The following is a 24,140-nucleotide window of genomic DNA, read 5'->3' as shown; positions in this document are numbered from 1 at the left end:
CGTTTCGTCGCCGGTGCGGCCGCCCGCTTGCGGGCCGCCGCGGTGCGCGGGGCCGGCACCGGGGGTTCCCCGGTCGACGGTCCGTCAGGGGTGTGGTCCGTCGGTACCGTGGACTGGTCCCGCGTGTCGCCGTGCATGCCAAGCTCCTGCCCGAGATCGGCGGCAGCTCTGCCCGGCGGGCGACGCCGGGAGAGTACCGGGAGGACTGCTGGGTGAGGAAGGACGCGCGGCCGGAGCCGGCCCCGCGCCGACGGACCCGGCCACCCCGCCCGCCGACCGCCGCAGCGGGACCCGCCGCGGCGAACGCACGTGTCCCGGCGCGCGTCGCTCGGTGCGCGCCCCCGCGTGACCCAGCCCACCGGAAAACGACCGGTCGGGGAATGAGGACACGCAAAGACACGCCTACTGAGGCCGAATGGGCTAAGGGGAAGTGAGGGCACGTCAAAACCGGACCTGCACCAGCCGGAGGCAGCGGGGGGACGACCGTCCGATCGTGCACCAGCGGCACCCACGACCTTGTTGCATCCTCGCACCACGGGCAAGAGGACCGGGCGGGCAAGCGCGTGGTTTCAGCCGGTATACAAGGGTGAAACAGGCCCCCGCAACACCTCGGATCCCAGGAGTTCACACCCGACGGCGCATGTTTTACCTGCTTGCGCCCTACGTGCGCCGTGATTTGCCACCACGCGCCCGGAACGATCTCAACGCTGCTCCGAACGGGTGTGGCGCCCGCAAGTTGACGCCCAGTCAGGCGAAAGGTCGGGACTACCCTTCAAGCCGTGAAGGCAATCCGCAGGTTCACCGTCCGCACCGTCCTGCCCGAACAACTGCAGCCACTGCACGAGCTCGCGCTGAACCTCCGCTGGTCCTGGCACCCCGAGACCAGAGAGCTGTTCCGCTCCGTCGACCCGGACGTCTGGGCCGCCGTCGGAGAGGACCCGGTCCGACTGCTCGGCGAAGTCCCCGCGGCCCGGCTCGCCGCCCTCGCGGGCGACCGGCGATTCCTGCGCCGGCTCGGCGACCTCGCCGACGACCTGCGCGACTACCTCACCGGCCCGCGCTGGTACCAGTCGGCGAACGACGCCGAGAGCGAGCTCCCCGTCGGCGTCGCCTACTTCTCGCCCGAATACGGCATCGCCGCTGCCCTCCCGCAGTACTCCGGCGGCCTCGGCATCCTGGCCGGAGACCACCTCAAGGCCGCCTCCGACCTCGGCGTCCCGATCATCGGCGTCGGACTCTTCTACCGGCACGGCTACTTCCGGCAGTCGCTCAGCCGGGACGGCTGGCAGCAGGAGCGCTACCCCCTGCTCGACCCCGACGCGCTTGCCGTCACCCTGCTCCGCGAAACCGACGGCACCCCCTGCCGGATCGACCTCGCCCTGCCCGGCGGCCGCACCCTCGCCGCCCAGGTCTGGCGCGCCCAGGTCGGCCGGGTCCCGCTGCTGCTGCTCGACTCCGACATCGAGGCCAACAGCCCCGCCGAACGCAACGTCACCGACCGCCTCTACGGCGGCGGCAGCGAACACCGGCTGCTGCAGGAAATACTGCTCGGCATCGGCGGCGTCCGCGCCGTCCGCACCTACGCCCGGCTCACCGGCCACCCCGCACCCGAGGTGTTCCACACCAACGAGGGCCACGCCGGCTTCCTCGGCCTGGAACGCATCGCCGAACTCACCACCGAACACCCCGGCCTCGGCTTCGCCGACGCGCTGGAAGCCGTCCGGGCCGGCACCGTGTTCACCACCCACACCCCCGTCCCCGCCGGCATCGACCGCTTCGACCGGGACCTGGTCGCCCGCCACTTCGGCGGCGACGCCGCACTGCCCGGCGTCCCCGTCGACCAGGTGCTCGCGCTCGGTGCCGAGAGCTGGGCCGGCGGCGACCCCAAGCTGTTCAACATGGCCGCCATGGGCCTGCGGCTCGCCCAGCGCGCCAACGGCGTCTCCACCCTGCACGGCGCCGTCAGCCGGGAAATGTTCAGCGGCCTGTGGCCCGGCTTCGACGCCCCCGAAGTCCCCATCACCTCGATCACCAACGGCGTCCACGCCCCCACCTGGATCGACCCCGCCGTGGTCCGGCTCGGCGCCACCGAGATCGGCCAGGAACGCGCCGACGAGGCCATGGCCGTCGGCACCACCGGACAGTGGACCGGCCTGGAACGCATCGGCAACGCCGAAGTCTGGGAACTGCGCCGCACCCTGCGCGCCCAACTCGTCGACGAAGCCCGCCGACGGCTGCGCGCCTCCTGGCAGCAGCGCGGCGCCGGCGACGCCGAACTCGGCTGGACCGGCACCGTGCTCGACCCCGACGTCCTCACCATCGGCTTCGCCCGGCGCGTCCCCTCCTACAAGCGGCTCACCCTGATGCTCCGCGACCCCGCCCGGCTGCGCGCGATGCTGCTGCACCCCGAACGGCCCGTGCAGATCGTCGTCGCCGGCAAGGCGCACCCCGCCGACGACGGGGGCAAGCGGCTCATCCAGCAACTCGTGGCCTTCGCGGACGACCCCGCGGTGCGGCACCGGATCGTCTTCCTGCCGGACTACGACATGGCGATGGCCAAGGCGCTCTACCCCGGCTGCGACGTCTGGCTGAACAATCCGCTGCGCCCGTTGGAGGCTTGCGGCACCTCCGGGATGAAGGCCGCGCTGAACGGCTGCCTCAACCTGTCCATCCTCGACGGCTGGTGGGACGAGTGGTACGACGGCCAGAACGGCTGGGCCATCCCCACCGCCGACGGCGGCACAGGCGAGGGCGTGCTCGACCCGGAGAGCCGGGAGGCCGAACGGCGCGACGACATCGAGGCCGGCGCGCTCTACGACCTGATCGAGCACCAGGTCGCCGCCCGCTTCTACGACCGCGGCGCGGACGGGCTGCCGCACCGGTGGATCTCGATGGTCCGGCACACGCTGGTCACCCTGGGGCCGAAGGTGCTGGCCGGGCGGATGGTCCGGGAGTACGTCGAACGGCTCTATGTTCCGGCTGCGGGCGCGCGACGGCGGCTGGCGGGTTCGGCTTCGGACTACGCCGGGGCGAAGGCGCTTGCGGGCTGGAAAGCGACGGTCCGTGACGCGTGGCCCTCGGTGCGGGTCGAGCACGTCGAGGCGGACGGGGTCGGCGAGGCGCAGGAGCTCGGGGCGACGCTGGCGCTTCGGGTGCAGGTGGCGCTCGGGCGGCTCGGGCCGGAGGACGTCGAGGTGCAGGTGGTTTCCGGGAGGGTGGACGAGAGTGACCGGATCTCCGAGGCGACGACGCTGGCGCTGAAGCCGGCGGTGGGCGGGCCGGACCTGGACGGGCGGCTGCGGTACGAGGGGCACCTTGAGCTGGCACGGACCGGGCCGTTCGGGTACACGGTGCGAGTGCTTCCCGCGCACGCCAGGCTCGCGTCGATCGCGGAGCTGGGGCTGGTGGCGGTGCCGGTGGAGTTGGGGGGACTGGAGGCGGGCGTGCTCAGGTAGGAGCTCGGTGGAGCACAACAGGGGCCCGGGGAACGGCGGGGCCGAGTTGTGGGTGGTCGGGGACAGCGAGGGGTCGAGTCTGCGGAGGGTCGGAGAAGGGGACCCGAAACTACGGGACCTTTTCGCGCCCTGTTGATCACCCGCAGACTCGGCCCCGCCGTTCCCCGGGCCCCTGGATGCGCACCCGCGAGTGCTAGCCCTGCCAGGAGTGCCAGAGGCGGGCGTACGGGCCGTCCGTTGTGACGAGCTTCTCGTGGGGGCCGAGGTCGGTGAGGTGGCCCTGGGTGAGGACGGCTACGCGGTCGGCGTCGTGGGCGGTGTGGAGGCGGTGGGCGATGGCTATGACGGTGCGGCCGGTGAGGGTGGCGGCGAGGGCACGTTCGGTGTTGCGGGCGGCGGTGGGGTCGAGGAGGGCGGTGGCCTCGTCGAGGATCAGGGTGTGGGGGTCGGCCAGGATGACGCGGGCGAGGGCGAGTTGCTGGGCCTGGGCGCCGTCGAGGCGGTGGGTGGGGCCGAGGTCGGTGTCGAGGCCGTGGGGCAGGTCGTGGTGCCAGCCGACGGCGTCGAGTGCGGCGGTGAGGGTGGGGTCGTCGGCGTCGGGGGCGGCGATCCGCAGGTTGTCGCGGAGGGTGCCGAGGAAGACGTGGTGTTCCTGGGTGACCAGGACGACCTGGCGGCGCAGCCTCTCGGGGGAGAGGTCGGCGAGCGGGACGCCGCCGACGGTGATGGTGCCGGTGCGGGGCCGGTCGATGCCGGCGAGCAGGCGGCCGAGGGTGGTCTTGCCGGAGCCGGACGGGCCGACCACGGCGAGGCGTTCGCCGGGGCGCAGGTCGAGGTCGAGGCCGTGCAGCACGTCGGGCCCGTCCGGGTACGCGTAGCGGACGTCGGTGACCCGGATGCGGTCGTCGGCGGGTTCGCGGTCGGCGGTCGGGGTGGGCGTGGGGGCGGCGGCGAGGCCTTCGACGCGGGCGTACGCGGCGGTGCTGCTCTGCACGGATTCGAGCAGGACGACGATGGTGTCGAGGGGTTCTTCGACGCGTCGCAGGTACAGGACGGCGGAGATCGCGGCGCCGAGGGTGACGGTGTGGTGGGCGACCAGCAGGGCGCCGAGGGGGAGGACCAGGACGACGGGGACGGTGTACGAGAGGTTGATGACGGCGAAGAAGCGCAGCCGCAGGTTCAGGGTGCGCAGCCGGGCGAGGTTGGCGGTGTCGACGGCGTGGCGGCCGGCGTCGAGGCGCTGCTGCTGGAGGCCGAGGGCGTCGATGGTGCGGGCGCCGTTCGCGGTGGCGGAGAGGGTCTCGGCGAGGCCGGCGTTGGCGGCCCGGTCGGCGAGGTAGGCGGGACGGGCGCGGCGCAGGTACCAGCGGGCGCCGAGGACGACGCCGACGACCCCGAGCAGGCCGCAACTGCCCAGCAGGGGGCTGACGGTGAGGATCGCGACGAGGATGAACAGGGCCTGGGCGGCGGCCACGAAGAGTTCGGGCGCGACGTCCCGGAGGGTTTCGCCGACGGCGGTGGCGTCGGTGGTGCCGCGTGAGGTGAGGTCGCCGGTTCCCGCCCGCTCGGCGGTGGCGGCGGGCAGTGCGAGGACCCGGTCGAGGAGCTGTTCGCGGATGCGGGCGGCGGCCCGTTCGCCGAACCGGTGGGCCAGGTAGCGGGCCTGGCGGTTCATCAGGACCTGCGCGGTGGCGCAGCCGAGCAGCAGCAGGCCGAGGCGGTCGATGTCGGCGGTGGTGGCGCCGTGGGTGACCCGGTCGATGATCCGGCCGAGCAGCCAGGGCCCGGCCAGGCCGAGCAGGGCGGCGAGGCCGTTGAGGGCGAGGACGGTGGCGAACGCCCGGCCGTCCTCGCGGACCAGCCGGGTGGCGGCCTGCCGGACCTGGCGGGCGGTGGCGATCGGCAGGGTGCTCATTCGGCCACCTCGGCGGGGGAGTTGGAGCCTCGGGTGACCAGGGCGCGGTAGCCGGGCTGGGTGCGGAGCAGTTCGCGGTGGGTGCCGCTGGCGGCGACCTTGCCGTCCACCAGGTAGTGGACGGTGTCGGCCTGGTCGAGCAGCAGCGGGGAGGTGCTGGTGAGGGCGGTGGTGCGGCCGGCGCGGGCGGCGCGCAGTCCGGCGGCCATCGCGGCCTCGGTGTGGGCGTCCACCGCGGAGGTCGGTTCGACGGCCAGCAGGACGTCCGGTGCGGCGGTCAACGCGCGGGCGAGGCGCAGGCGTTGGCGCTGTCCGCCGGACAGGTTGCGGCCGTCGGGGGCGATCGGGGCGTCGAGCTTGCCGCCCAGGGAGCCGAGCACGTCGAGGGCGGCGGCGGCCTCCAGGGCGACCAGCAGGGTGTCGTCGGGGGCGTCGGTGCGGCCGCGGACGGTTTCGCGGAGGGCGCCGGCGAACAGGGTCGCCTCGTTCTCGGCGAGGGTGATCCGGGCCCGGACGTCGGCCAGGGGCAGGTCGGTGAGCGGGGTGTCGCCCCAGTCGGCGGTGGTGGCCGGGGCGAGCCGGGCGAGGCGTTCGGCGACGGCGGCGGTGTCGGCCGGGCGGGCCCCGGCGAGCACCGTGAGTTCGCCGGGGGCTATTCGGACACCGGACTCGTGGTCGATCAACTCAGCAGAGGAGGCCGGGAGTTGGGCGGAGCCGTGATCCGGGTCGGGGGCCAGGTTGAGGAAGTCGGTGACCCGGCGGGCACAGACCAGGGCGCGGCCGATGTCCTGGCTGTTCTCGATCAGGAAGTACACCGGGGCGACCAGCACCGCGGCGTACGCGAACACCGCCGTCAGCTGGCCGGGCGTCAGATCGCCCTCGACGGCGAGCCGGGCGCCGAGCCAGGTGACGGCGGCCAGCAGCAGCGTCGGGAGGCCGCCGCCCAGTGCCTGGATCCAGCTGACGGCCGCGCCGACCCGGTAGCCCTCGGCGCGCAGCGCCTGGGAGTCGGACCGGTAGCGGGCCGCGTACACGTCCTTGCCGCCCAGGCCGTTCAGCACCCGCAGGCCGCCCGCCAGATCCTCGAACCGGGCGGTCAGGTGGCCCTGGTGGTCGCGGAAGCGGCTCTCGGCAACCTGCTGACGGGACATCAAGGGCCGCAGTGCCAGGGCGAGGAAGGGCAGTCCGAGCAGCACGATCAGGGCCAGCAGTGGGGCGAGGGTGAACAGGATCGCGGCGGTCGTCAGGTAGCAGATCACCGCGCCCACGCCGGGCCCGATGAAGGTGAGCGCCATGGCGATCTTGGACACGTCGGAGATGCCGATGGTGACCACCTCGCCGGCCGTCACCTGGCGGGGCAGCGCCGCGCCGAGCCGCACGCCGTGCCGCAGCACCACGGTGATGGTGCGGAAGGACGCGTCGTTGCGGACCATCGTCATGGTGCGGTGCCGGCACCAGGCCAGCACCAGGTTCAGCAGGCCGAAGCCGAGCATCGCCGCCGACCAGCCGAGCACCGCCGCCGTCCGGCCCGGGCGCAGGCCGTCGTCGACGGCGCGGGAGAGCAGATAGGGCTGGACGGTCAGGCCGAGCATCCAGGCGGTGCCGTAGAAGGTGCCCGCCAGCGAGCGGCGGCGCTGGCTGCGGACCAGCCACCACAGGAAACGGAGCGGGCTGCGGGCGTCAGGGGGGCCGGCTCGGCCGGCGGTCGGGTCGTCCACGGACCGAGGCTAGTGGCGGTGGCCGGAGCGGGTCGATCGGTTTCCGGTGCACCTGGGTGCCGGGCCCCGGCGGTGGGGCGGGGCCCGGCGGTGAGTCGGTTGATGGGTGGCGGGCTGACGGGCGGGGCGTTTTTCCCAAGTCATGGGAAACGCGGTTGTGCGGGTGGGGCGGGGATGGTTATCGTCACTTCGACGTAAAGCCTGGAGGAGGGCACACATGACGGAGTGGCTGGGGTTCGTCACCGGCGCGATATGCGTATGGCTGACGGTGCGGACCAATGTGTGGACCTTCCCGGTCGGCATCGCCAACAACGTGTTCTTCCTGGCGGTGTTCGGCACCGCCGGCTTCTACGCGGACGCGGGCCTCCAGGTGGTCTTCCTGGCGCTCGGCGCGCACGGCTGGTGGCAGTGGCTGCGCCGCGGCGCGGACGGGGAACGGCTGGTGGTGCGACGCGGCGGGTTGGGCGTCGTCGGCCTGGCGCTCGCGGCCGTGGTGCCGGTCACCGTTCTGCTGACGTGGCTGCTGACGGTTGTGGGTGATGCCGCGCCGTTCTGGGACGCGCTCACCACCGCGCTCTCGCTCGCCGCCCAGTGGCTGCTGAACACCAAGCGGATCGAGAACTGGTACCTGTGGATCGTCGCCGACCTGATCTACATCCCGATGTACGCGTGGAAGGGCCTGTACCCCACCGCCGCCGTGTACGTGCTGTTCCTCGGCCTGTGCCTGTACGGCCTGCGCACCTGGCGCCGTGAACTCGGCGTCCGCCCGGGCGGGTTGGCGGTGGCCGCATGAGCCTGTTCCGGCATGCCCTGGTGATCGGCAAGTTCTACCCGCCGCATGCCGGGCACCACTTCCTGATCCGCAGCGCCGCAGATGCCGCGGAGTGCGTCACCGTGGTGGTGATGGCCGCTGATGCCGAGACGATGTCGCTCGACGATCGGGTCCGCTGGATCCGCGAGGTGTGGCAGGGCGAGGCGCATGTGCGGGTGGTCGGGACCGTCGACAACATCCCCATTGATTACGAGGACCCGGACATCTGGGACGGCCACGTCGCGCTGATGCGGGAGGCGCTGCGGCCGGGGGAGACCGTGGATGCGGTGTTCTCGTCCGAGGACTACGGGCACGAACTCGCCCGCCGCTTCGACGCCGCACCCGTGGTGCTCGACGTCGACCGGGCCACGTTCCCGGTGTCCGGCACCAAGGTGCGGGCCGACCCGGCCGCGTACTGGGCGGACCTCGAACCGGCCGTCCGGGCCTGGCTGGTCCGGCGGGTGGTCGTCCTCGGGGCCGAGTCGACCGGGACGACGACGCTCTCGCGCGACCTCGCCCGCGCGATGCGGGCACGGGGCGGCGTGCACGCGCTCACCGGGTGGGTCGCCGAGTACGGGCGGGAGCTCACCGCCGCGAAACTCGCTGTCGCGCGGGGGAAAGCGGCGATGGCGGGTGCGGAACTGCCGACCGTCGATCAACTGGAGTGGGACGGGCGGGACTTCGCTCTGGTGCGGAAGCGGCAGGCGGAGGCCGAGGAGCGGGCCGCGAGGGCCGGAGGGCCGGTGCTGGTCTGCGACACCGACCTGCTGGCGACGGCGGTGTGGGAGGAGCGGTACTGCGGGGGCACGACGGTGGAGACGTGGGCGGCGGCCGAGGCGCAAGTGCCGCGGGCGCTGTATGTGCTGACGTCGCACGAGGGCGTCGCGTTCGAGGACGACGGGCTGCGGGACGGGGAGCATCTGCGGGAGTGGATGACGGGGCGCTTCCGTGAGGTGCTCATTGCCTCGGGGCAGCGGTGGATCGAGGTGCGGGGGGATCGGGAGGAGAGGGTGGCTGCCGTGCTGCGGGAGATCGGTTGATCGGGGGTCGGGTCAGAGACGGGGACCAGAAACGGCGGGACCTTTTCGCGCCCTGCTGATCGTCAGCAGACTCGGCCCCGCCGTTCTCCCCCAGCCCCTGAAAACTCACACCAGGCTGTCCTTCCAGGTCTGGTGGAGCGTCGCGAAGCGGCCTTCGCCGGCGATGAGGGTGGCGGGGGTGCCGTCTTCGACGATGCGGCCCTGGTCCATGACGAGGACGCGGTCGGCGATCTCGACGGTGGAGAGGCGGTGGGCGATGATCACGGCGGTGCGGCCGGCCAGGACGGTTTGCATGGCGTGCTGGACGGCCTGTTCGCCGGGGACGTCGAGGGAGGAGGTGGCTTCGTCGAGGATGAGGACGGCGGGGTCGGCGAGCAGGGCGCGGGCGAAGGCGACGAGTTGGCGCTGGCCGGCGGAGATGCGGCCGCCGCGCTTGCGGACGTCGGTGTCGTAGCCGTCGGGGAGGGCGGTGATGAACTCGTGGGCGCCGATGGCCCGGGCCGCGGCTTCGATCTCGGCTCGGGTGGCGTCCGGCTTGCCGACCGCGATGTTCTCGGCGACGGTGCCGGAGAACAGGAAGGACTCCTGGGTGACCATCACGACGGCGGCCCGCAGGTCGGTGGTGGTGAGGTCGCGGAGGTCGACGCCGTCGAGGGTGACGGCGCCGGCGGTGGGGTCGTAGAAGCGGGCGAGCAGTTTGGCGAGGGTGGACTTGCCGGCGCCGGTCGCGCCGACCACGGCGGTGGTCTGTCCGGCGGGGAGGACGAGGTCGAACTCGGGGAGGATCTCCTTGCCGTTGGCGTACGCGAACCGGGTGTCGCGGAAGGCGACTTCGCGGCCCTTGCCGGTGGCGGCGGGCAGCGGGGTGGGCTCGGTGGGCTCGGGGACGGAGGGCTCGTGGGCGAGCAGGCCGGCCATCTTCTCCAGGGCGGCGGCGGCCGACTGGTAGCTGTTCAGGAACATCGCCAGCTGGTCGATCGGGTCGTAGAGCCTGCGCAGGTACAGCACGAAGGCGGTGAGGACGCCGAGTTCAAGGCTGCCGTCGCTGACCAGCAGCGCGCCGAGGACGACCACGCCGGTGATCCAGGTGTTGGCGGTGACCCGGGACAGGAAGACGTACCGGGCCATCTCCAGCAGGCCGTCCGCGGTGGCGGTGGCGGACTGCTGGTTGACGGTGTCGAAGGCCTTGTTGTTGGCGGACTCGCGGCGGAAGGCCTGGACCGGGCGGATGCCGTTCATGGTCTCGGTGAAGCGGACGATCAGTCCGGCGGTGACGGTGCGGGAGCGGCGGTAGACCTGCTGGGAGCGGCGCCGGAAGGACCGGATGATCAGGTACATCGGCAGGAAGGACACCAGGGCGGCGAGGCCCAGGCGCCAGTCCATCAGGATCAGCACCACGGTGATGTAGCCGACCGACAGGCAGACCATCAGGAGTTCCTGGAGGCCCTCGGCGAGCAGTTCGCGCAGGGTGTCCACGTCGCTGGTGGCGCGGGAGATGATCCGGCCGGAGGTGTAGCGCTCGTGGAAGTCCAGGCTGAGGCGCTGCGCGTGCTTGAAGATCCGGCCGCGCAGGTCGAGCAGGATGTCCTGGTTGATCCGGGCGGCGACCCGGATGAATGCTCGTTGCAGCAGGGTGGCGACCAGCGCGCAGCCCAGGTACGCGGCGGTGACGGCGATCAGCGGGCCGGAGTCGTGGCCGCGCAGCGCGGGGATGCCGCGGTCGATGGCGTAGGCGACCAGGAGCGGCCCGGCCTGCAGGGCGGCCTGCTGGACCAGGACGGCGAGCACGGCGACGGCGATCCGGCGGCGGTGCGGGGCGAGCAGCGAACCGAGCAGGGCGCGCGGGGCACCGGGCGGGACGGGGATGTCCTGGTCGTCGGTGGCCGCGGGAACCAGGTCGTCCTCTTCGACGGCGGGTTCGGCGACGGCGGTGGTCATCGGGCCAGCGCCCCTTCCAGGTCGGATTCGCCGGACATCAGGGCCCGGTAGGCGGGACAGGACTGCAGGAGTTCCTGGTGGGTGCCGACGGCGGTGATCCGTCCGTCGGCGAGCAGCGCGACCCGGTCGGCCAGCAGCACGGTGGACGGGCGGTGCGCGACGACCAGCGCGGTGGTGTCCGCGAGGACCTGCCGCAGGGCGCGCTCCACCAGTGCCTCGGTGTGCACGTCGAGCGCGGACAGCGGGTCGTCGAGGACCAGGAAGCGGGGTTCGCCGACCACGGCGCGGGCCAGCGCGAGGCGCTGGCGCTGGCCGCCGGACAGGCTCAGGCCCTGCTCGCCGACCTCGGTGTTCAGGCCCTCGGGGAGCCGGTCGACGAAGCCGGCCTGCGCGGTGTCGAGGGCGCGGGCGAGCCGCTGCTGGTCGGCGTTCGGGGCGCCCATCAGCACGTTCTCCCGGACGGTGGCGGAGAACAGGGTGGGTTCCTCGAAGGCGACGGCGACCTCGCGGCGGAGTTCCTCGCGGGACAGGTCGCGGATGTCGGTGCCGTCCAGCGTGATCGAGCCGGCGGTGGGCTCGTACAGGCGGGGGAGCAGTGCGGTGAGGGTGGTCTTGCCGCTGCCGGTGGCGCCGACCAGGGCGAGGGTCTCGCCGGGGCGGATGTGCAGGTCGATGCCGGACAGCAGGTCGGGGGTGCCGGCCGGGGCGTCGGGGTAGCGGAAGCGGACGCCGGTGAAGCGGATGCCGCGGTCGTCGGTGGGGCTTTCGCCGGAGGGCGGGTCGGTGGGCTCCGGCTCGTCCATCACCTCGAAGTAGCGGTTGGTGGCGCTGGCGGCCTCGGCGGCGAAGCCGAGCAGCCAGCCGATCGACTCGACCGGCCAGCGCAGGGCGAGCGCGGTGGACAGGAAGGCGACCAGGGTGCCGGCCGAGAGTTCGTCGTGGGCGACCAGGTAGACGCCGGTGGCGAGGGCGCCGCCGAGGGCGAGTTCGGGCAGGCCGACGATGACCGCCCACAGGTCGCCGAGCAGGCCGGCCTTGCGGAGTTCGGTGTCGCGCAGGTCGGCGCTGTGCCGGCGGAACTCCTCGGCCATGGTGCGGTGCCGGCCGAAGGCCTTGAGGATGCGGATGCCGAGCACCGACTCCTCGACCACGGTCGCGAGGTCGCCGTTCTGGTCCTGGGCGAGCCGGGAGGCGGCCGAGTACCCGGCCTCGAAGCGGCGGGTGAAGATCATCAGCGGGATGGCCGGGATCAGGGTGATCAGGGCGAGCCGCCAGTCCAGCGCGAACATCAGCGCGGTGCCGGTCAGGAAGACGGTGGAGTTGACCACCAGGAAGACCAGCGGGAAGGCCAGGAACAGCCGCATCACGAACAGGTCCGAGGTGGCCCGGGAGAGCAGCTGCCCGGACGGCCAGCGGTCGTGGAAGGAGATCGGCAGCCGCTGGAGCTTGGCGAACAGGTCGCCGCGGAGCTTGGTCTCCACCTTGGCCAGCGGGCGGGCCACGATGATCCGGCGGATGCCGAACAGGCCGGCCTCGGCGAGGCCGAGCAGCAGCAGGGCGACGGCCAGCGGCCACAGCCCGGCCAGGTCGTGGTGGGCGACCGGCCCGTCCACGATCTTGCGCAGCACGATCGGCACGGCCAGCACGCTGAGCGAGGCGAGCCCGGCGGCGGCCATCGAGCCGAAGATCCGCCAGCGGGCCTCCCGGGCGTACGGCCACAGGCGCAGCAGGGATCGCACCGGTGATCGGCGTACCGATTCGGGCGAAATTCCGGTGTCGTCCGTTGACGGAGTGTTCGAATCCGCGGGGGTGGGCGGAGCGGGGTTCTGGTTCTCGGCCATCGCCGAGAGGGTAGGCGCTGCCACGGACATTTCTCATCCGGTTTTTTGCCCCTGTCGGCGAGATCCGGCCAGGCCGGACGGGGCGTCAGGCCGGCCGAAGGCGCTCCCCATTGCGCCGTTCGGGTCGCTCGGAACGGTGTGCGCCGCCTCCGGGCGCAGGGAGCGCGCAACCATCGGAGACCGGCGTGAGGGGGCGCGGACCGGCCGACAACACGCAACGAGCGCCTCCTTGCAGGCCCCCGGGCACCGGGGTGTGTGATCTGGCCCGAGTGATCGCGGTGGATCACCGGAGCAGCCAGGAGACCCGCATGTCGGTCGAGACCGAGCACGCCCCCGAAGTCCAGGCCCCGGCACAGCAGAGCCTGAGCACCGCGGCGGCGCGCAACCTCGCCACCACGACCAAGTCCAAGCCGCAGATGCAGGAGATCAGCTCGCGCTGGCTGCTGCGCAAGCTGCCCTGGGTCCACGTCTCGGCCGGCACCTACCGGGTCAACCGGCGGCTCTCCTATGCGGTCGGCCGCGGCCGGGTGAGCTTCGTGCAGACCGGCCGGGAGGTCAAGGTGCTGGCGCCCAGCCTGCGCGAGGTCCCGGTGCTGCGCGGCTTCGAGGACCACGCGGTACTGAACGAGCTCGCCGGGCGCTTCGTCCAGCGCGGCTTCAGCGCCGGTGAGGTACTGGTCCAGGCGGGCACCCCGATCACCGAGGTCTTCCTGATCGCGCACGGCAAGGTCGAGCGGATCGGCACCGGCAAGTACGGCGACGACACCGTGCTCGCCGTGCACGCCGACGGCGACCACCTCGGCGACGAGGCGCTCAACGTCCCCGACGGCCACTGGCCGTACACCGTGAAGGCCGCCACCGCGGGCACCGCCATGTCGCTGGCCTGGCCGGCCTTCCAGGAGGTCGTGGACCGCTCCCCGGGCCTCCAGGCACAGATCGCGCTCTTCCTCGCCGGACAGGCCGCCGGGCAGAACGAGCACGGCGAGGCCGAGATCGGCATGTCGGCCGGCCACGAGGGCGAGTACGCCCTGCCCACCGCCTTCGTCGACTACGAACTCGGCCCCCGCGAGTACGAGTTGAGCGTCGCCCAGACGGTGCTGCGGGTGCACAGCCGGGTCGGCGACCTGTACAGCAAGCCGATGGACCAGACCCAGGAACAGCTCCAACTCACCATCGAGGCGCTGCGCGAGCGCCAGGAGCACGAGATCGTCAACAACCCCGACTTCGGGCTGCTCTCCAACTGCGCCTTCGACCAGCGGATCCAGACCCACAGCGGCGCGCCCACCCCCGACGACCTGGACGAACTGCTCGCGATGCGCCGCGACACCGACTACCTGTTCGCCCACCCGAAGGCGATCGCCGCGTTCGGCCGGGAGGCCAACCGGCGCGGCGTCTACTTCTCCACCGCCGAGGTGCACGGCCACCGGGTGCCCGCCTGGCGCGGCGTCCCGCTGCTGCCCTGCGGCAAGATCCCGGTCCGCGGCGGCACCACCTCGATCCTCGCGATGCGCACCGGCGAGCACAACCAGGGCGTGGTCGGCCTCACCCAGGTCGGCATCCCCGACGAGGTCGAACCCGGCCTGAACGTCCGCTTCATGGGCATCGACGAGAAGGCCGTCGTCAAGTACCTGGTCTCGACGTACTACTCCGCCGCGATCCTGGTCCCCGACGCGCTGGGCGTGCTGGAGAACGTCGAGGTCGACCACCCCCGGTCCTGACCGCCCCCACGCCGAAAGACGACCGACATGCCCTCACTGCTCACCCGGACGCTCGCCCCGCACGGCACCCACGAGCTGGCGGCGCTGGTCTCCGCCATCCTCACCCACCCCGAGCGCCCCGCCCCCGGCCGGCTCACCTGGCACGCCCCCGGCCCCACCGGACTCGGCACCAGCGGCCTGCTGACCCACCGCCCGACCGTCCCGAACCAGGCCACCGGGGCGACCGACGACATCGTCCGGGACGCCCCCAGGGCCAGGCCGATCACCAACGGCAAGGCGCCCGCGCTGTACTGCCCGCCCGCGGTGCGCGACGACCCGGCGCTCGGCGACCTGGTCAACGAGCGGCTGATCGAATGGGCCGAGGGGATCGGCATCTACCCCGGCCGCACCGACATGCTGCGCAAGGCCAACTTCGGCCGGCTGATGATGCTCGGCCACCCCGAGACCGACGACCCCGACCGGCTGCTCGCCGCCGCCAAGTGCGGCCTGGCCGAATGGTCGGTGGACGACCACATCGTGGACGCCGAGGTCGAGGAACCCCGGCACGAGGTGATCGGCCAGCGCCTGGCGATCTGCCACTCCGTCATCGACCAGGCCCAACTGCCGCTGCGCTACGCCCCCCAGCTGGAGGAGAACGTCCAGCGCGACCCGGTCGCCATGGCACTCCGCTCCTCCCTCGGAGACCTGGCCGCGTACGCCAGCTGGAACCAGGTCCGGCGGCTGCGGCACGAGCTGGCGATCATGTTCGTCGCGTACGGCCAGGAAGGCATGTGGCACACCACCGGGCACCGCCCGCCGGTGTGGGAGTACCTGATGCACCGCCACGAGAACTCCTTCATCCCGTGCATGGTGCTGGTCGACGCGATCGCCGGCTACGAGGTGCCACAGGCCGAGTTCGCCGACCCCGCCGTGCGCCGCACGTTCAACCTGGCCGGCACCGCCACCGTGCTGATGAACGACCTGTACTCGATGGGCAAGGAAGACCCCAGCGACTTCAGCCTGCCGATGCTGATCGCCACCGAGGAGGGCTGCTCGCTGGACGAGGCCGTCCGGCAGAGCGTGGCGATCCACGACGAACTGATGCACACCTTCGAGGCCGAGGCCTCCGCCCTCGCCCTGACCGGCTCGCCCGAGCTGCGCCGCTTCCTGGCCGGCACCTGGGCCTGGGTCGGCGGCAACCGCGAGTGGCATGCGGGCAGCGCCCGCTACCAGACCGACTGATCCCACCGTCCCCGCCAGTTGAGGAGCACGCCGTACATGACCACCACCGCCGTCCCGAGCGCCACCAACGTGCTGCGCACCGCGTTCCAGAAGTCGGTCGCCAACTACTGGAACCTGGAGAAGGACCCGGTCAACATCAAGCTCGGTGAGGTCGACGGCCTCTACCACCACCACTACGGCCTCGGCCCGGTCGACCCGTCGGTGTTCGAGGGCCCGGACGAGACCCGCGACGAGCGCATGATCAAGGAGATGCACCGGCTGGAGACCGCCCAGGCCGACGTGCTGCTCGACCACCTCGGCGACATCGCGCCCACCCACGCGCTGCTGGACGCCGGCTCCGGCCGCGGCGGCACCAGCATCATGGCCAACCAGCGGTTCGGCTGCGAGGTGGACGGCGTCTCCATCTCCGAGCAGCAGGTGGCGTTCGCCAACGGGCAGGCGCACGAGCGCGGCATCGCCGACCGGGTCCGGTTCCACTTCCGCAACATGCTGGACACCGGCTTCGAGACCGCCTCCCGCCGGGCGATCTGGACCAACGAGACCACCATGTACGTGGACCTGTTCGAGGCGTTCGGCGAGTTCTCCCGGCTGCTCGCCCCCGGCGGCCGCTACGTCTGCATCACCGGCTGCTCCAACGACGTGATGGGCCTGCGCTCGAAGGCCGTCAGCCGGATCGACGAGCACTACATCTGCAACATCCACCCGCGCAGCCAGTACTTCAAGGCGCTGGCCGCCAACAACCTGGTGCCGATCAGCGTGGTCGACCTGACCGCCGACACCATCCCGTACTGGGAGCTGCGCGCGCAGTCCTCGGTGGCCACCGGCATCGAGGACCCGTTCCTGACGGCGTACAAGGAAGGCAGCTTCCACTACCTGATGATCGTCGCCGACCGGGTCTGACGGGCGTATCGGCGGGAGGCCCGGGCCGGTGCCCGGGCCTCCCGTCATGCCGTCAGCAGCACGGCCGAGCGGGCGGCCAGGGTGACTTCGGCGACCGGCCCGGGCGCCGGCGGGCCGGCCAGCGCGGTGTCGATCAGCGGGCGGTGGGGGCCGGGCAGGGTGAAGTGCCGGGGCTCGGGGCCGGCGTTCAGCAGCAGCAGGAAGTCGGCGTCCTGCACGGCGTGGCCGTGCTGGTCGCGTTCGGCCATCGCGGTGCCGGACAGCCGCATCGCCAGCGCGTGGCCCGGGGCGAACCAGTCCGCCTCGGTCATCTCCCGCCCGTCCGGGGTGAGCCAGCTCAAGTCCCGCGGGCCGCCGGGCCCGGCCGGGCGGCCGGAGAAGAACGCCCGCTGCCGCAGCACCGGGTGGGCCCGGCGCAGCCGGATCAGCCGGGCCGTCAGCTCGGCCAGCGAGCGCCACTGCGGGTCGTCCAGCAGCGACCAGTCCAGCCAGCCGGTCTCGTTGTCCTGGCAGTAGGCGTTGTTGTTGCCGCGCTGGGTGCGGCCGAGTTCGTCGCCCGCCGTCAGCATCGGCACGCCGCTGGACAGCAGCAGGGTGGTCAGCAGGTTGCGCAGCTGGCGCACGCGCAGTTCGCGGATCGCCGGGTCGTCGGTGTCGCCCTCCGCGCCGTGGTTCCAGGACCGGTTGTCGTCGGTGCCGTCCCGGTTGTCCTCGCCGTTGGCCAGGTTGTGTTTGCGGTCGTAGGAGACCAGGTCGCGCAGGGTGAAACCGTCGTGCGAGGTGATGAAGTTGACGGAGGCGTAGGGGCGCCGCCCGCCGCGCTGGTACAGGTCGGAGGAGCCGGCGATCCGGGTGGCCAGCTCGCGCACGTCCGGCCGGACGCCGCGCCAGAAGTCGCGCACGGTGTCCCGGTAGCGGTCGTTCCACTCGCCCCACAGCGGGGGGAAGCCGCCCAGCTGGTAGCCGCCCGGGCCGACGTCCCACGGCTCGGCGATCAGCTTGACCCGGCTGAGCACCGGGTCCTGCGACACCGCGGCCAGGAACGGGTGCTCCATCTCCACCGCGTCGCTGCCGCGGGCCAGCGCCGCCGCCAGGTCGAAGCGGAAGCCGTCCACGCCCATCTCCTGCACCCAGTAGCGCAGCGAGTCGGTGATCAGCCGGATCACCTGCGGGCGGCGGGTGTCCAGGGTGTTGCCGCAGCCGGTGTAGTCGGCGTAGCCGCGGCGGGAGCGGTCGAGCCGGTAGTAGCCGGCGTTGTCGATGCCGCGGAAGGACAGCGCCGGGCCCATCACGCCCGACTCGGCGGTGTGGTTGTACACCACGTCGAGGATCACCTCGATGCCCGCCGCGTGCAGCGCCCGCACCATCCGCTTGAACTCGCCGACCTGCTGGCCCCGGCTGCCGGAGGACGAGTAGCCCGCGTGCGGGGCGAAGAAGCCGAGCGTGTTGTAGCCCCAGTAGTTGACCAGGCCGCGCTCCTGGAGGTGGTCCTCGCTGACGTGGTGGTGGACCGGCAGCAGCTCCACCGCCGTCACGCCCAGCCCCGTCAGGTGGGCGATCGCCGCCGGGTGCGCCAGGCCCGCGTAGGTGCCGCGCAGCTCGGGCGGGATGTCGGGGTGGCGCTTGGTGAAGCCGCGCACGTGCAGTTCGTACAGCACCGTTTCGGCCCACGGCGTCTTCGGGCGGTGGTCGTCGTACCAGTCGTCGGCGTCGTGCACCACCACCGCCCGGGGCACGTACGGCGCCGAGTCCCGGTCGTCCCGGACGGTGTCCGCGACGTCCCGCTCCGGCCAGTGGCGGACGGCCGAGCTCACCGCGTCGTGCGTCACGCAGCCGCCGTCGATGGCGCGGGCGTACGGGTCGAGCAGCAGCTTCGCCGGGTTGTGCCGGGCGCCCGTCCACGGGTCCCACCGGCCGTGCACCCGGAAGCCGTAGCGGGTGCCGGGCAGCACTCCCGGCAGGTAGCCGTGCCAGGTCTGGTAGGTCTGCTCGGTCAGCCAGTGCCGGCTCTCCCGGCCGCGGTCGTCGAACAGGCACAGCTCGACCGCCTCCGCGCCCGGTGACCAGAGCGCGAAGTTGGTGCCCCGGCCGCCCTCGCCGTCGGTGCGGAACCGGGCGCCGAGCGGCTGCCAGCTGCCCGGCCAGGGCGGCGCCGGGGCCGGCCGGGGCGCCGAGCCGTTCGGCCCGGCGGCCGGTCGTGCCTCCCGGGACGTGCTCCTGCCCAGCTCCTGCCACGCCGTCATGGCGACCCTCCCAGCCATCCGGGGGCCTGTCCCCGTTCTTCCGGTTGTTCCCTGTGCGACGGCGCTCGTCACCCCGGGTCGGAATGCGTGACGCACCGTGATCAATCCTGTGCCCAGCGCGGCCGGGTGGGGAAACCATCCGGTCGTGTCCGGGGAGTGCGATCGGTCGTTGTCCCCGGCATCGGGTGGTTCGCACGACAGCGGGAGGACGGCATGCGCGCCGCGGTACGGCTCTGGGCTCGGCGGGCGGCCGCGGCCGGACTGGTCCTGCTGACCGGCTGCTCGGGCGTGTTCTCGTCGGGCGACGCCGGGCCGCCGGTCTCCCGCGCCCAGCTCACGATCGGCCCCGCCGACGGCGCGCAGGGCGTCGCGGTGGACGGCGCGGTCAGGGTGAACGTCACCCAGGGCCGACTGCTGGACGTCGAACTGACCGACGACAAGGGCGCCCGGGCGCCCGGCACGTTCACCGGTGACGCCACCGGCTGGACGCCCGACAACCGGCTGGCCGCCGGCACCGCCTACACCCTGGACGTGACCGCCGAGGACGCCGGCGGCCTGCGCGCCGTCCAGCACGCCCGGTTCGCCACGGTGCCACCCGACCGCACCTTCGTCGCCTTCTTCACCCCCGAGGACGGCTCCACCGTCGGCGTCGGCATGCCCGTCTCGCTGCGCTTCTCCCGCCCCGTCCCGGCCGAGAACCGGGCCGCCGTCGAACGGGCCGTCTCCGTCACCGCCGACCCACCGGAGGAGATCGCCGGCCACTGGTTCGGCGACCAGCGGCTCGACTTCCGCCCGCACGCGTTCTGGCCGACCGGCACCAAGGTCACCCTGGGGCTGCGGCTCAAGGACGTGGAGGGCGCGCCCGGCTTCCTCGGCACCCAGAACAAGGACATCCACTTCACCGTCGGCCGCTCACTGATCGCCACCGTGGACCTGGACCGGCACACCATGACGGTCCGCCAGGACGGCCGCCTGCTGCGCACCCTGGAGGTCAGCGGCGGCAGCCCCGAGCACTCCACCTACCTCGGCACCATGGTGGTCTCCGAGCGCTACGAGGTGACCAGGATGAACTCGCAGACCGTCGGCCTCGGCGACGAGTACGACATCAAGGACGTCCCGCACGCGCTGCGGCTCACCACCTCCGGCACCTTCGTGCACGGCAACTACTGGACCGGCCGCGAGGTGTTCGGGGCCGCCAATACCAGCCACGGCTGCATCGGCCTGGCCGACACCAACGACGGCAGCCCCAGCACCCCGGCCGGCTGGCTCTACCAGCACATCCAGGTCGGCGACGTGATGGAGGTGCGCGGCTCGCACGGCGACCGGGTCTCGCCCGACAACGGCCTGAACGGCTGGAACCTCTCCTGGTCGCAGTGGACGGTCGGGCGGTCGGCGCCGGTTCACTGAACGGGCACTCGGCTACCTCGGAAGATTCACTCAGCTTTGACGGTTATTGTTGCCCGCGCGCCCGACACGGTCGGGAGTGCGGTGGCTGTGCATACCGGAGGGGAGCAGCGCGGTGAAGGCGGTTCAGAAGGCCGAGGGCGGAATAGTCGGGGGCGGACGGCGGGCGCGGCAGGCCGCGACAGCCGTGCTGGTGGGCGGTGTCCTGCTGCTCGGTACGGCCTGCAGCAGCGGCGGCGGCGGCTCGAGCGACGCCAAGGGCGGCGGCGGCGGTTCCTCGTCCGCTTCGGACGCGACGCCGAAGGTGTCGACCGCTCAGCTGACGGTCACTCCGGCCGACGGGGCGAACGACGTGGCGCCCAAGGACGGTCTGCAGGTGACGGTGGCCAGCGGCAAGCTGACCACGGTCGCGGTGACCGACAAGAACGGCAAGGCGGTGGCCGGCGAGATCGCCGCCGACGGCCTGAGCTGGAAGCCCACCGAGCAGCTGACGGTCGGCACCACGTACACGGTGAACGCGCAGGCGACGGACTCGGCCGGCCTGGTGGCCGCCTCCACCACCTCGTTCACCACGCTGACGCCGGCCAAGAAGGTCGCCACCAACGACAACATCGCCGACAACGGCCAGTACGGCGTCGGCATGATCGTCTCGGTGAACTTCAGCAAGGCCGTCAAGAACAAGGACGCGGTGCTGGCCGGCATCACCGTGGTGGGCTCGGACGGCACGGTGGCCAAGGGCCACTGGTTCGGCGCCTCCCGGCTGGACTTCCGGCCGGAGAAGTACTGGCAGCCCGGCACCAAGGTGACGGTGAAGTACCGGCTGAAGAACGTCGAGATCGCGCCCGACGTGTACGGCGACGTCGACAAGGACGAGCCGTTCACCATCGGCCGCTACCAGGTCTCGACGGTGGACGCCGCGACCCACCAGATGACGGTCTCGCGCGGCGGCAGCGACAACCAGACCATTCCGATCACGGCGGGCGACGACCAGAACCCGTCCTGGAACGGCACCATGGTGATCGCCACCAAGGAGAAGGTCACCCGGATGAACTCCGCCACGGTGTCCAACATCAAGGGCAAGGAGTACGACGTCCCGGACGTGCCGCACGCGATGCGGCTGACCACCTCCGGCACCTACGTGCACGGCAACTACTGGGGCGACGCGTTCGGCAAGTCGAACGCCAGCCACGGCTGTGTCGGCATCGCCGACGTCAAGGGCGGCAGCGACGGTTCGAACGCCGGCAAGTTCTTCAACACGTCGATGGTCGGTGACGTGGTCAAGATCGTGAACTCCAAGAACGGCAAGACCGTCTCCGGGGACAACGGTCTGAGCGGCTGGACCATCCCGTGGAGCCAGTGGTAGCCGATCGGTTCAACCGGCAGTGGGACGGCCCGGCGATCGTGCGATCGCCGGGCCGTCGACCGTTCGTGACCGTACCGGGACACTCGGCGCGCAACGTTTCCCGCTGCCGACCCGTCATATCAACCGAAAGACCTGTCAGCCGACAGGCAGGGTGTTGGGGAGAGCGGAACGTGAAGGCTATACGCGGGGGTTACGCGGTGGGGGCACTCGCAGGAGCCCTGGTGCTGATGGCCACGGCCGGCTGCAGCACGAACCCGGCCAAGGCCGACAGCCCGGCGGCGGCCGCGAGTTCGGCCAAGCCGAGCGTGTCGGCCGCGACCATCGCGATCGAGCCCGCCAGCGGCGCCACCGACGTCAAGACCAACGGCACCGTCAAGGTGTCGGCCACCGGCGGCAAGCTGACCTCCGTCAAGGTCACCGGCCCCGACGGCGTCGAGGTGCCCGGCGCGCTCACCTCCGACGGCGCCGGGTGGGCGCCGTCCGGCAACCTCAAGATATCCACCGCCTACACGGTGGACGCGCTCGCCGAGGACTCCCAGGGCGTGGTCGCCAACGCGCGTTCCACCTTCACCACCCTCACCCCGGAGAAGGACGCCGGCGTCAACGACAACGTCGCCGACAACGAGCAGTACGGCGTCGGCATGATCGTCTCGGTCCGGTTCAACCGGGCGGTGAAGAACAAGGACGCCGTGCTGGCCGGCATCACCTTCGAGGCCTCCGACGGCACCGTGGTCAAGGGCCACTGGTTCAACGACAAGCGGCTGGACTTCCGCCCCGAGAAGTACTGGAACCCCAACACCAAGGTCACCATCCACTACAAGCTCAAGGACGTGGAGACCGCCCCCGGCGTGTACGGCGGCGTCGACAAGGACGAGCCGTTCACCATCGGCCGCTCCCAGATCTCCACCGTCGACGTCAAGACCCACCGCATGGCGGTCGTCCGCGACGGCCAGCAGACCGACTCCATCGCGTTCACTGCGGGCAAGCCCGGCTACGACACCTGGAACGGCACCATGGTGGTCGAGGCCATGGAGGGCACCACCCGGATGACCTCCGCCGGCGTCACCAAGGCGGGTTCCGGGGACGAATACGATCTGGTGGTCCCGCACGCCATCCGGTTGACCGACACCGGCACCTACGTGCACGGAAACTCCTGGAGCGACGGCGTCATCGGCTACTCCAACGGCAGCCACGGCTGCATCGGCCTCACCGACACCAAGGCCGGCAGCGCGAGCAGCCCGGCGGGCAAGTTCTACGCCTCCACGCTGGTCGGAGACGTGATCACGGTGGTCAACTCCAAGGGCGCGGTGGTCGACCCGGTCAACGGACTCGGCGGCTGGAACGTCGACTGGGCGAAGTGGTGATCGTCGGGCGCCTGTTCGGTTGCTGACGGCATATGCCAAATGCGCGGTGATCGTTTGCTCATTGTCCGTACGCGGCTGCCCACGTTCCGCAATGATGGGCGCCATGGCGGGATGGGGCGAAGCGGAACAGGCATCACTTCCATTGGTCGACACCCGCGGTGACGGCCCGCCAGGGGCCGGCACCGCGGTCGTGCTCGCCGAACTGGAACGGATGACCGCGGACGAGATGGAGCACGCCTTCCTGGGCGTGCTCCGCGACACCGAGACCGCGGAAGAGGTGCGACTGCCCTCCCGGTCGGAGTCGGCCGGGGTCGCGCGGCGGCTGGTGCTCTCGGTCCTGGACTCCTGGAAACTCCACCACCTGCTGGAAGTCGGGGAGTTGCTCACCGGCGAGCTGGTCGCCAACGCCGTGCGACATGCCGGCGGGCGGATGATCGGACTCAAACTCGTCCGGCGACCAGGGTGGCTACGGATCGAAGTCCGGGACTCCTCGCGGGCGATGCCCTGCCTGATAGTCGCCCCCGAGATCGGCTACCAGAACGGCCACGGCCTCCAAGTGGTCAACGACCTCGCCGACCGCTGGGGAGCGGACCTGCTGCCACGCGGCAAGGGCGTCTGGTTCGAGATGAGGACCCGGGACCGAATGGCCCCCTAATTTTTTCACCCTCTGCAAAAACGATGCGGGGCCCCTGTCCGCGGTTGTTCGCGGTCCGGGGCCCCTGCGCGTCATCCGGCAGCCAAGGGGGTGCGTGCCGCCGGATGGAAGTGGCCGGGCCGTAGCGCCCGACACCCATAACTATCGCACGCCGTGGTGCCAAAAACAAGTCGAAACCAAGGTCTGCATCCCGTTAAACCTTAGGATCTCAGGCCACTCGTAAATCATCTCATAATCCGGACACGCACTAACAGCCCCGAAGGTCCCGCGAACAGGGACCTTCTAGCTATACCCAAACCCCGACGCGGGCGGAGCCCCGAGCGGCCCCTGCGGGGAGCTTCGGGGTAGACGCATGAGCCCCTGTGGGGAGCGTCCAGGGGGGACCTGAGCCGGCAGGCTCTGTGCGGCCGGCCTGGCGGCAGCCGGGAAGCCCCCTGCGGGGAGCTTCGGGGTAGACGCATGAGCCCCTGTGGGGAGCGTCCAGGGGGGACCTGAGCCGGCAGGCTCTGTGCGGCCGGCCTGGCGGCAGCCGGGAAGCCCCCTGCGGGGACGTA

15 protein-coding genes are annotated in these 24,140 nt (G+C 71.9%); 10 read left to right on the top strand and 5 right to left on the bottom strand.

Annotation, left to right across the window (positions count from 1 at the left end):
* The first annotated feature begins 779 nt into the window (after positions 1-779).
* On the top strand, positions 780-3,455 hold the full coding sequence (gene glgP / locus ACFYS8_RS07485; RefSeq protein WP_387637157.1) for an alpha-glucan family phosphorylase: 2,676 nt from the start codon (positions 780-782) through the stop codon (positions 3,453-3,455).
* Between the two features lie 193 nt (positions 3,456-3,648).
* Here glgP and ACFYS8_RS07480 read toward each other — a convergent pair whose 3' ends face one another.
* Both ACFYS8_RS07480 and ACFYS8_RS07475 read right to left on the bottom strand, forming a co-directional pair.
* The gene (locus ACFYS8_RS07480) at positions 3,649-5,370 is read right to left on the bottom strand and encodes an ABC transporter ATP-binding protein (RefSeq protein WP_387637154.1); all 1,722 of its coding nucleotides are present in this window, start codon (positions 5,368-5,370) and stop codon (positions 3,649-3,651) included.
* Positions 5,367-7,088 carry an ABC transporter transmembrane domain-containing protein gene (locus ACFYS8_RS07475; protein ID WP_387637151.1) on the bottom strand — a complete coding sequence of 574 codons (1,722 nt, stop codon included), beginning with the start codon at positions 7,086-7,088 and terminating at the stop codon, positions 5,367-5,369. The genes ACFYS8_RS07480 and ACFYS8_RS07475 overlap by 4 nt, the downstream gene beginning before the upstream one ends.
* 217 nt (positions 7,089-7,305) lie before the next feature.
* Between ACFYS8_RS07475 and pnuC the strand changes: the two genes are divergently transcribed.
* Both pnuC and ACFYS8_RS07465 read left to right on the top strand, forming a co-directional pair.
* On the top strand, positions 7,306-7,881 hold the full coding sequence (gene pnuC / locus ACFYS8_RS07470; protein WP_387637149.1) for a nicotinamide riboside transporter PnuC: 576 nt from the start codon (positions 7,306-7,308) through the stop codon (positions 7,879-7,881).
* Positions 7,878-8,939, top strand: a complete 1,062-nt coding sequence (locus tag ACFYS8_RS07465; protein WP_387637147.1) for an AAA family ATPase — start codon at positions 7,878-7,880, stop codon at positions 8,937-8,939. The genes pnuC and ACFYS8_RS07465 overlap by 4 nt, the downstream gene beginning before the upstream one ends.
* A 105-nt stretch (positions 8,940-9,044) precedes the next feature.
* On the opposite strand, the gene ACFYS8_RS07460 is transcribed toward ACFYS8_RS07465, so the two are convergent.
* Together ACFYS8_RS07460 and ACFYS8_RS07455 are read right to left on the bottom strand one after the other, a co-directional pair.
* Positions 9,045-10,877, bottom strand: coding sequence for an ABC transporter ATP-binding protein (locus tag ACFYS8_RS07460; RefSeq protein ID WP_387637145.1), 1,833 nt, complete (start codon positions 10,875-10,877; stop codon positions 9,045-9,047).
* The gene (locus ACFYS8_RS07455) at positions 10,874-12,718 is read right to left on the bottom strand and encodes an ABC transporter ATP-binding protein (protein WP_387637143.1); all 1,845 of its coding nucleotides are present in this window, start codon (positions 12,716-12,718) and stop codon (positions 10,874-10,876) included. The genes ACFYS8_RS07460 and ACFYS8_RS07455 overlap by 4 nt, the downstream gene beginning before the upstream one ends.
* 308 nt (positions 12,719-13,026) lie before the next feature.
* Here ACFYS8_RS07455 and ACFYS8_RS07450 point away from each other — a divergent pair, with 308 nt between their 5' ends.
* From ACFYS8_RS07450 to ACFYS8_RS07440, 3 genes are read left to right on the top strand one after another with little or no spacing between them, the layout of a single operon-like run.
* Positions 13,027-14,436: a family 2B encapsulin nanocompartment shell protein gene (locus ACFYS8_RS07450; protein ID WP_387637140.1), complete on the top strand. Its 1,410-nt coding sequence runs from the start codon at positions 13,027-13,029 to the stop codon at positions 14,434-14,436.
* Between the two features lie 27 nt (positions 14,437-14,463).
* Complete coding sequence (locus ACFYS8_RS07445; protein ID WP_387637137.1) at positions 14,464-15,657, top strand: family 2 encapsulin nanocompartment cargo protein terpene cyclase; 1,194 nt, start codon at positions 14,464-14,466, stop codon at positions 15,655-15,657.
* Positions 15,658-15,693: 36 nt separating this feature from the next.
* Positions 15,694-16,557, top strand: coding sequence for a geranyl diphosphate 2-C-methyltransferase (locus ACFYS8_RS07440; protein WP_387637134.1), 864 nt, complete (start codon positions 15,694-15,696; stop codon positions 16,555-16,557).
* Positions 16,558-16,601: 44 nt separating this feature from the next.
* On the opposite strand, the gene glgX is transcribed toward ACFYS8_RS07440, so the two are convergent.
* The gene (glgX, locus tag ACFYS8_RS07435; protein ID WP_387637131.1) at positions 16,602-18,800 is read right to left on the bottom strand and encodes a glycogen debranching protein GlgX; all 2,199 of its coding nucleotides are present in this window, start codon (positions 18,798-18,800) and stop codon (positions 16,602-16,604) included.
* A gap of 213 nt (positions 18,801-19,013) precedes the next feature.
* Between glgX and ACFYS8_RS07430 the strand changes: the two genes are divergently transcribed.
* The 4 genes from ACFYS8_RS07430 to ACFYS8_RS07415 all read left to right on the top strand — a co-directional run bounded on the left by ACFYS8_RS07430 (position 19,014) and on the right by ACFYS8_RS07415 (position 23,586).
* A complete protein-coding gene (locus ACFYS8_RS07430; protein WP_387637129.1) occupies positions 19,014-20,207 on the top strand; it encodes an Ig-like domain-containing protein in 1,194 nt (397 codons plus the stop codon).
* A 112-nt stretch (positions 20,208-20,319) separates the two neighbouring features.
* Positions 20,320-21,567 carry an Ig-like domain-containing protein gene (locus ACFYS8_RS07425; protein WP_387637126.1) on the top strand — a complete coding sequence of 416 codons (1,248 nt, stop codon included), beginning with the start codon at positions 20,320-20,322 and terminating at the stop codon, positions 21,565-21,567.
* Between the two features lie 170 nt (positions 21,568-21,737).
* Entirely contained in the window at positions 21,738-22,931 is a 1,194-nt protein-coding gene (locus tag ACFYS8_RS07420) for an Ig-like domain-containing protein (protein ID WP_387637123.1), read from the top strand.
* 103 nt (positions 22,932-23,034) lie between these two features.
* A complete protein-coding gene (locus ACFYS8_RS07415) occupies positions 23,035-23,586 on the top strand; it encodes an ATP-binding protein (RefSeq protein WP_387637120.1) in 552 nt (183 codons plus the stop codon).
* The last annotated feature ends 554 nt before the right edge of the window (positions 23,587-24,140 follow it).

It is taken from the genome of Kitasatospora sp. NPDC004615, assembly GCF_042873545.1.
GTDB lineage: Bacteria > Actinomycetota > Actinomycetes > Streptomycetales > Streptomycetaceae > Kitasatospora.
Note: the sequence above shows the minus strand (reverse complement) of the source record. Positions and strands in the feature narration are given on the sequence as shown.

Excerpts from the sequence above, each read along its gene's own strand:
- ACFYS8_RS07480 (WP_387637154.1), bottom strand. The coding sequence starts at position 5,370 with ATGAGCACCCTGCCGATCGCCACCGCCCGCCAGGTCCGGCAGGCCGCC.
- pnuC (WP_387637149.1), top strand. The coding sequence starts at position 7,306 with ATGACGGAGTGGCTGGGGTTCGTCACCGGCGCGATATGCGTATGGCTG.
- ACFYS8_RS07465 (WP_387637147.1), top strand. The coding sequence starts at position 7,878 with ATGAGCCTGTTCCGGCATGCCCTGGTGATCGGCAAGTTCTACCCGCCG.
- ACFYS8_RS07460 (WP_387637145.1), bottom strand. The coding sequence starts at position 10,877 with ATGACCACCGCCGTCGCCGAACCCGCCGTCGAAGAGGACGACCTGGTT.
- ACFYS8_RS07455 (WP_387637143.1), bottom strand. The coding sequence starts at position 12,718 with ATGGCCGAGAACCAGAACCCCGCTCCGCCCACCCCCGCGGATTCGAAC.
- ACFYS8_RS07450 (WP_387637140.1), top strand. The coding sequence starts at position 13,027 with ATGTCGGTCGAGACCGAGCACGCCCCCGAAGTCCAGGCCCCGGCACAG.
- ACFYS8_RS07445 (WP_387637137.1), top strand. The coding sequence starts at position 14,464 with ATGCCCTCACTGCTCACCCGGACGCTCGCCCCGCACGGCACCCACGAG.
- ACFYS8_RS07440 (WP_387637134.1), top strand. The coding sequence starts at position 15,694 with ATGACCACCACCGCCGTCCCGAGCGCCACCAACGTGCTGCGCACCGCG.
- glgX (WP_387637131.1), bottom strand. The coding sequence starts at position 18,800 with ATGACGGCGTGGCAGGAGCTGGGCAGGAGCACGTCCCGGGAGGCACGA.
- ACFYS8_RS07430 (WP_387637129.1), top strand. The coding sequence starts at position 19,014 with ATGCGCGCCGCGGTACGGCTCTGGGCTCGGCGGGCGGCCGCGGCCGGA.
- ACFYS8_RS07415 (WP_387637120.1), top strand. The coding sequence starts at position 23,035 with ATGGCGGGATGGGGCGAAGCGGAACAGGCATCACTTCCATTGGTCGAC.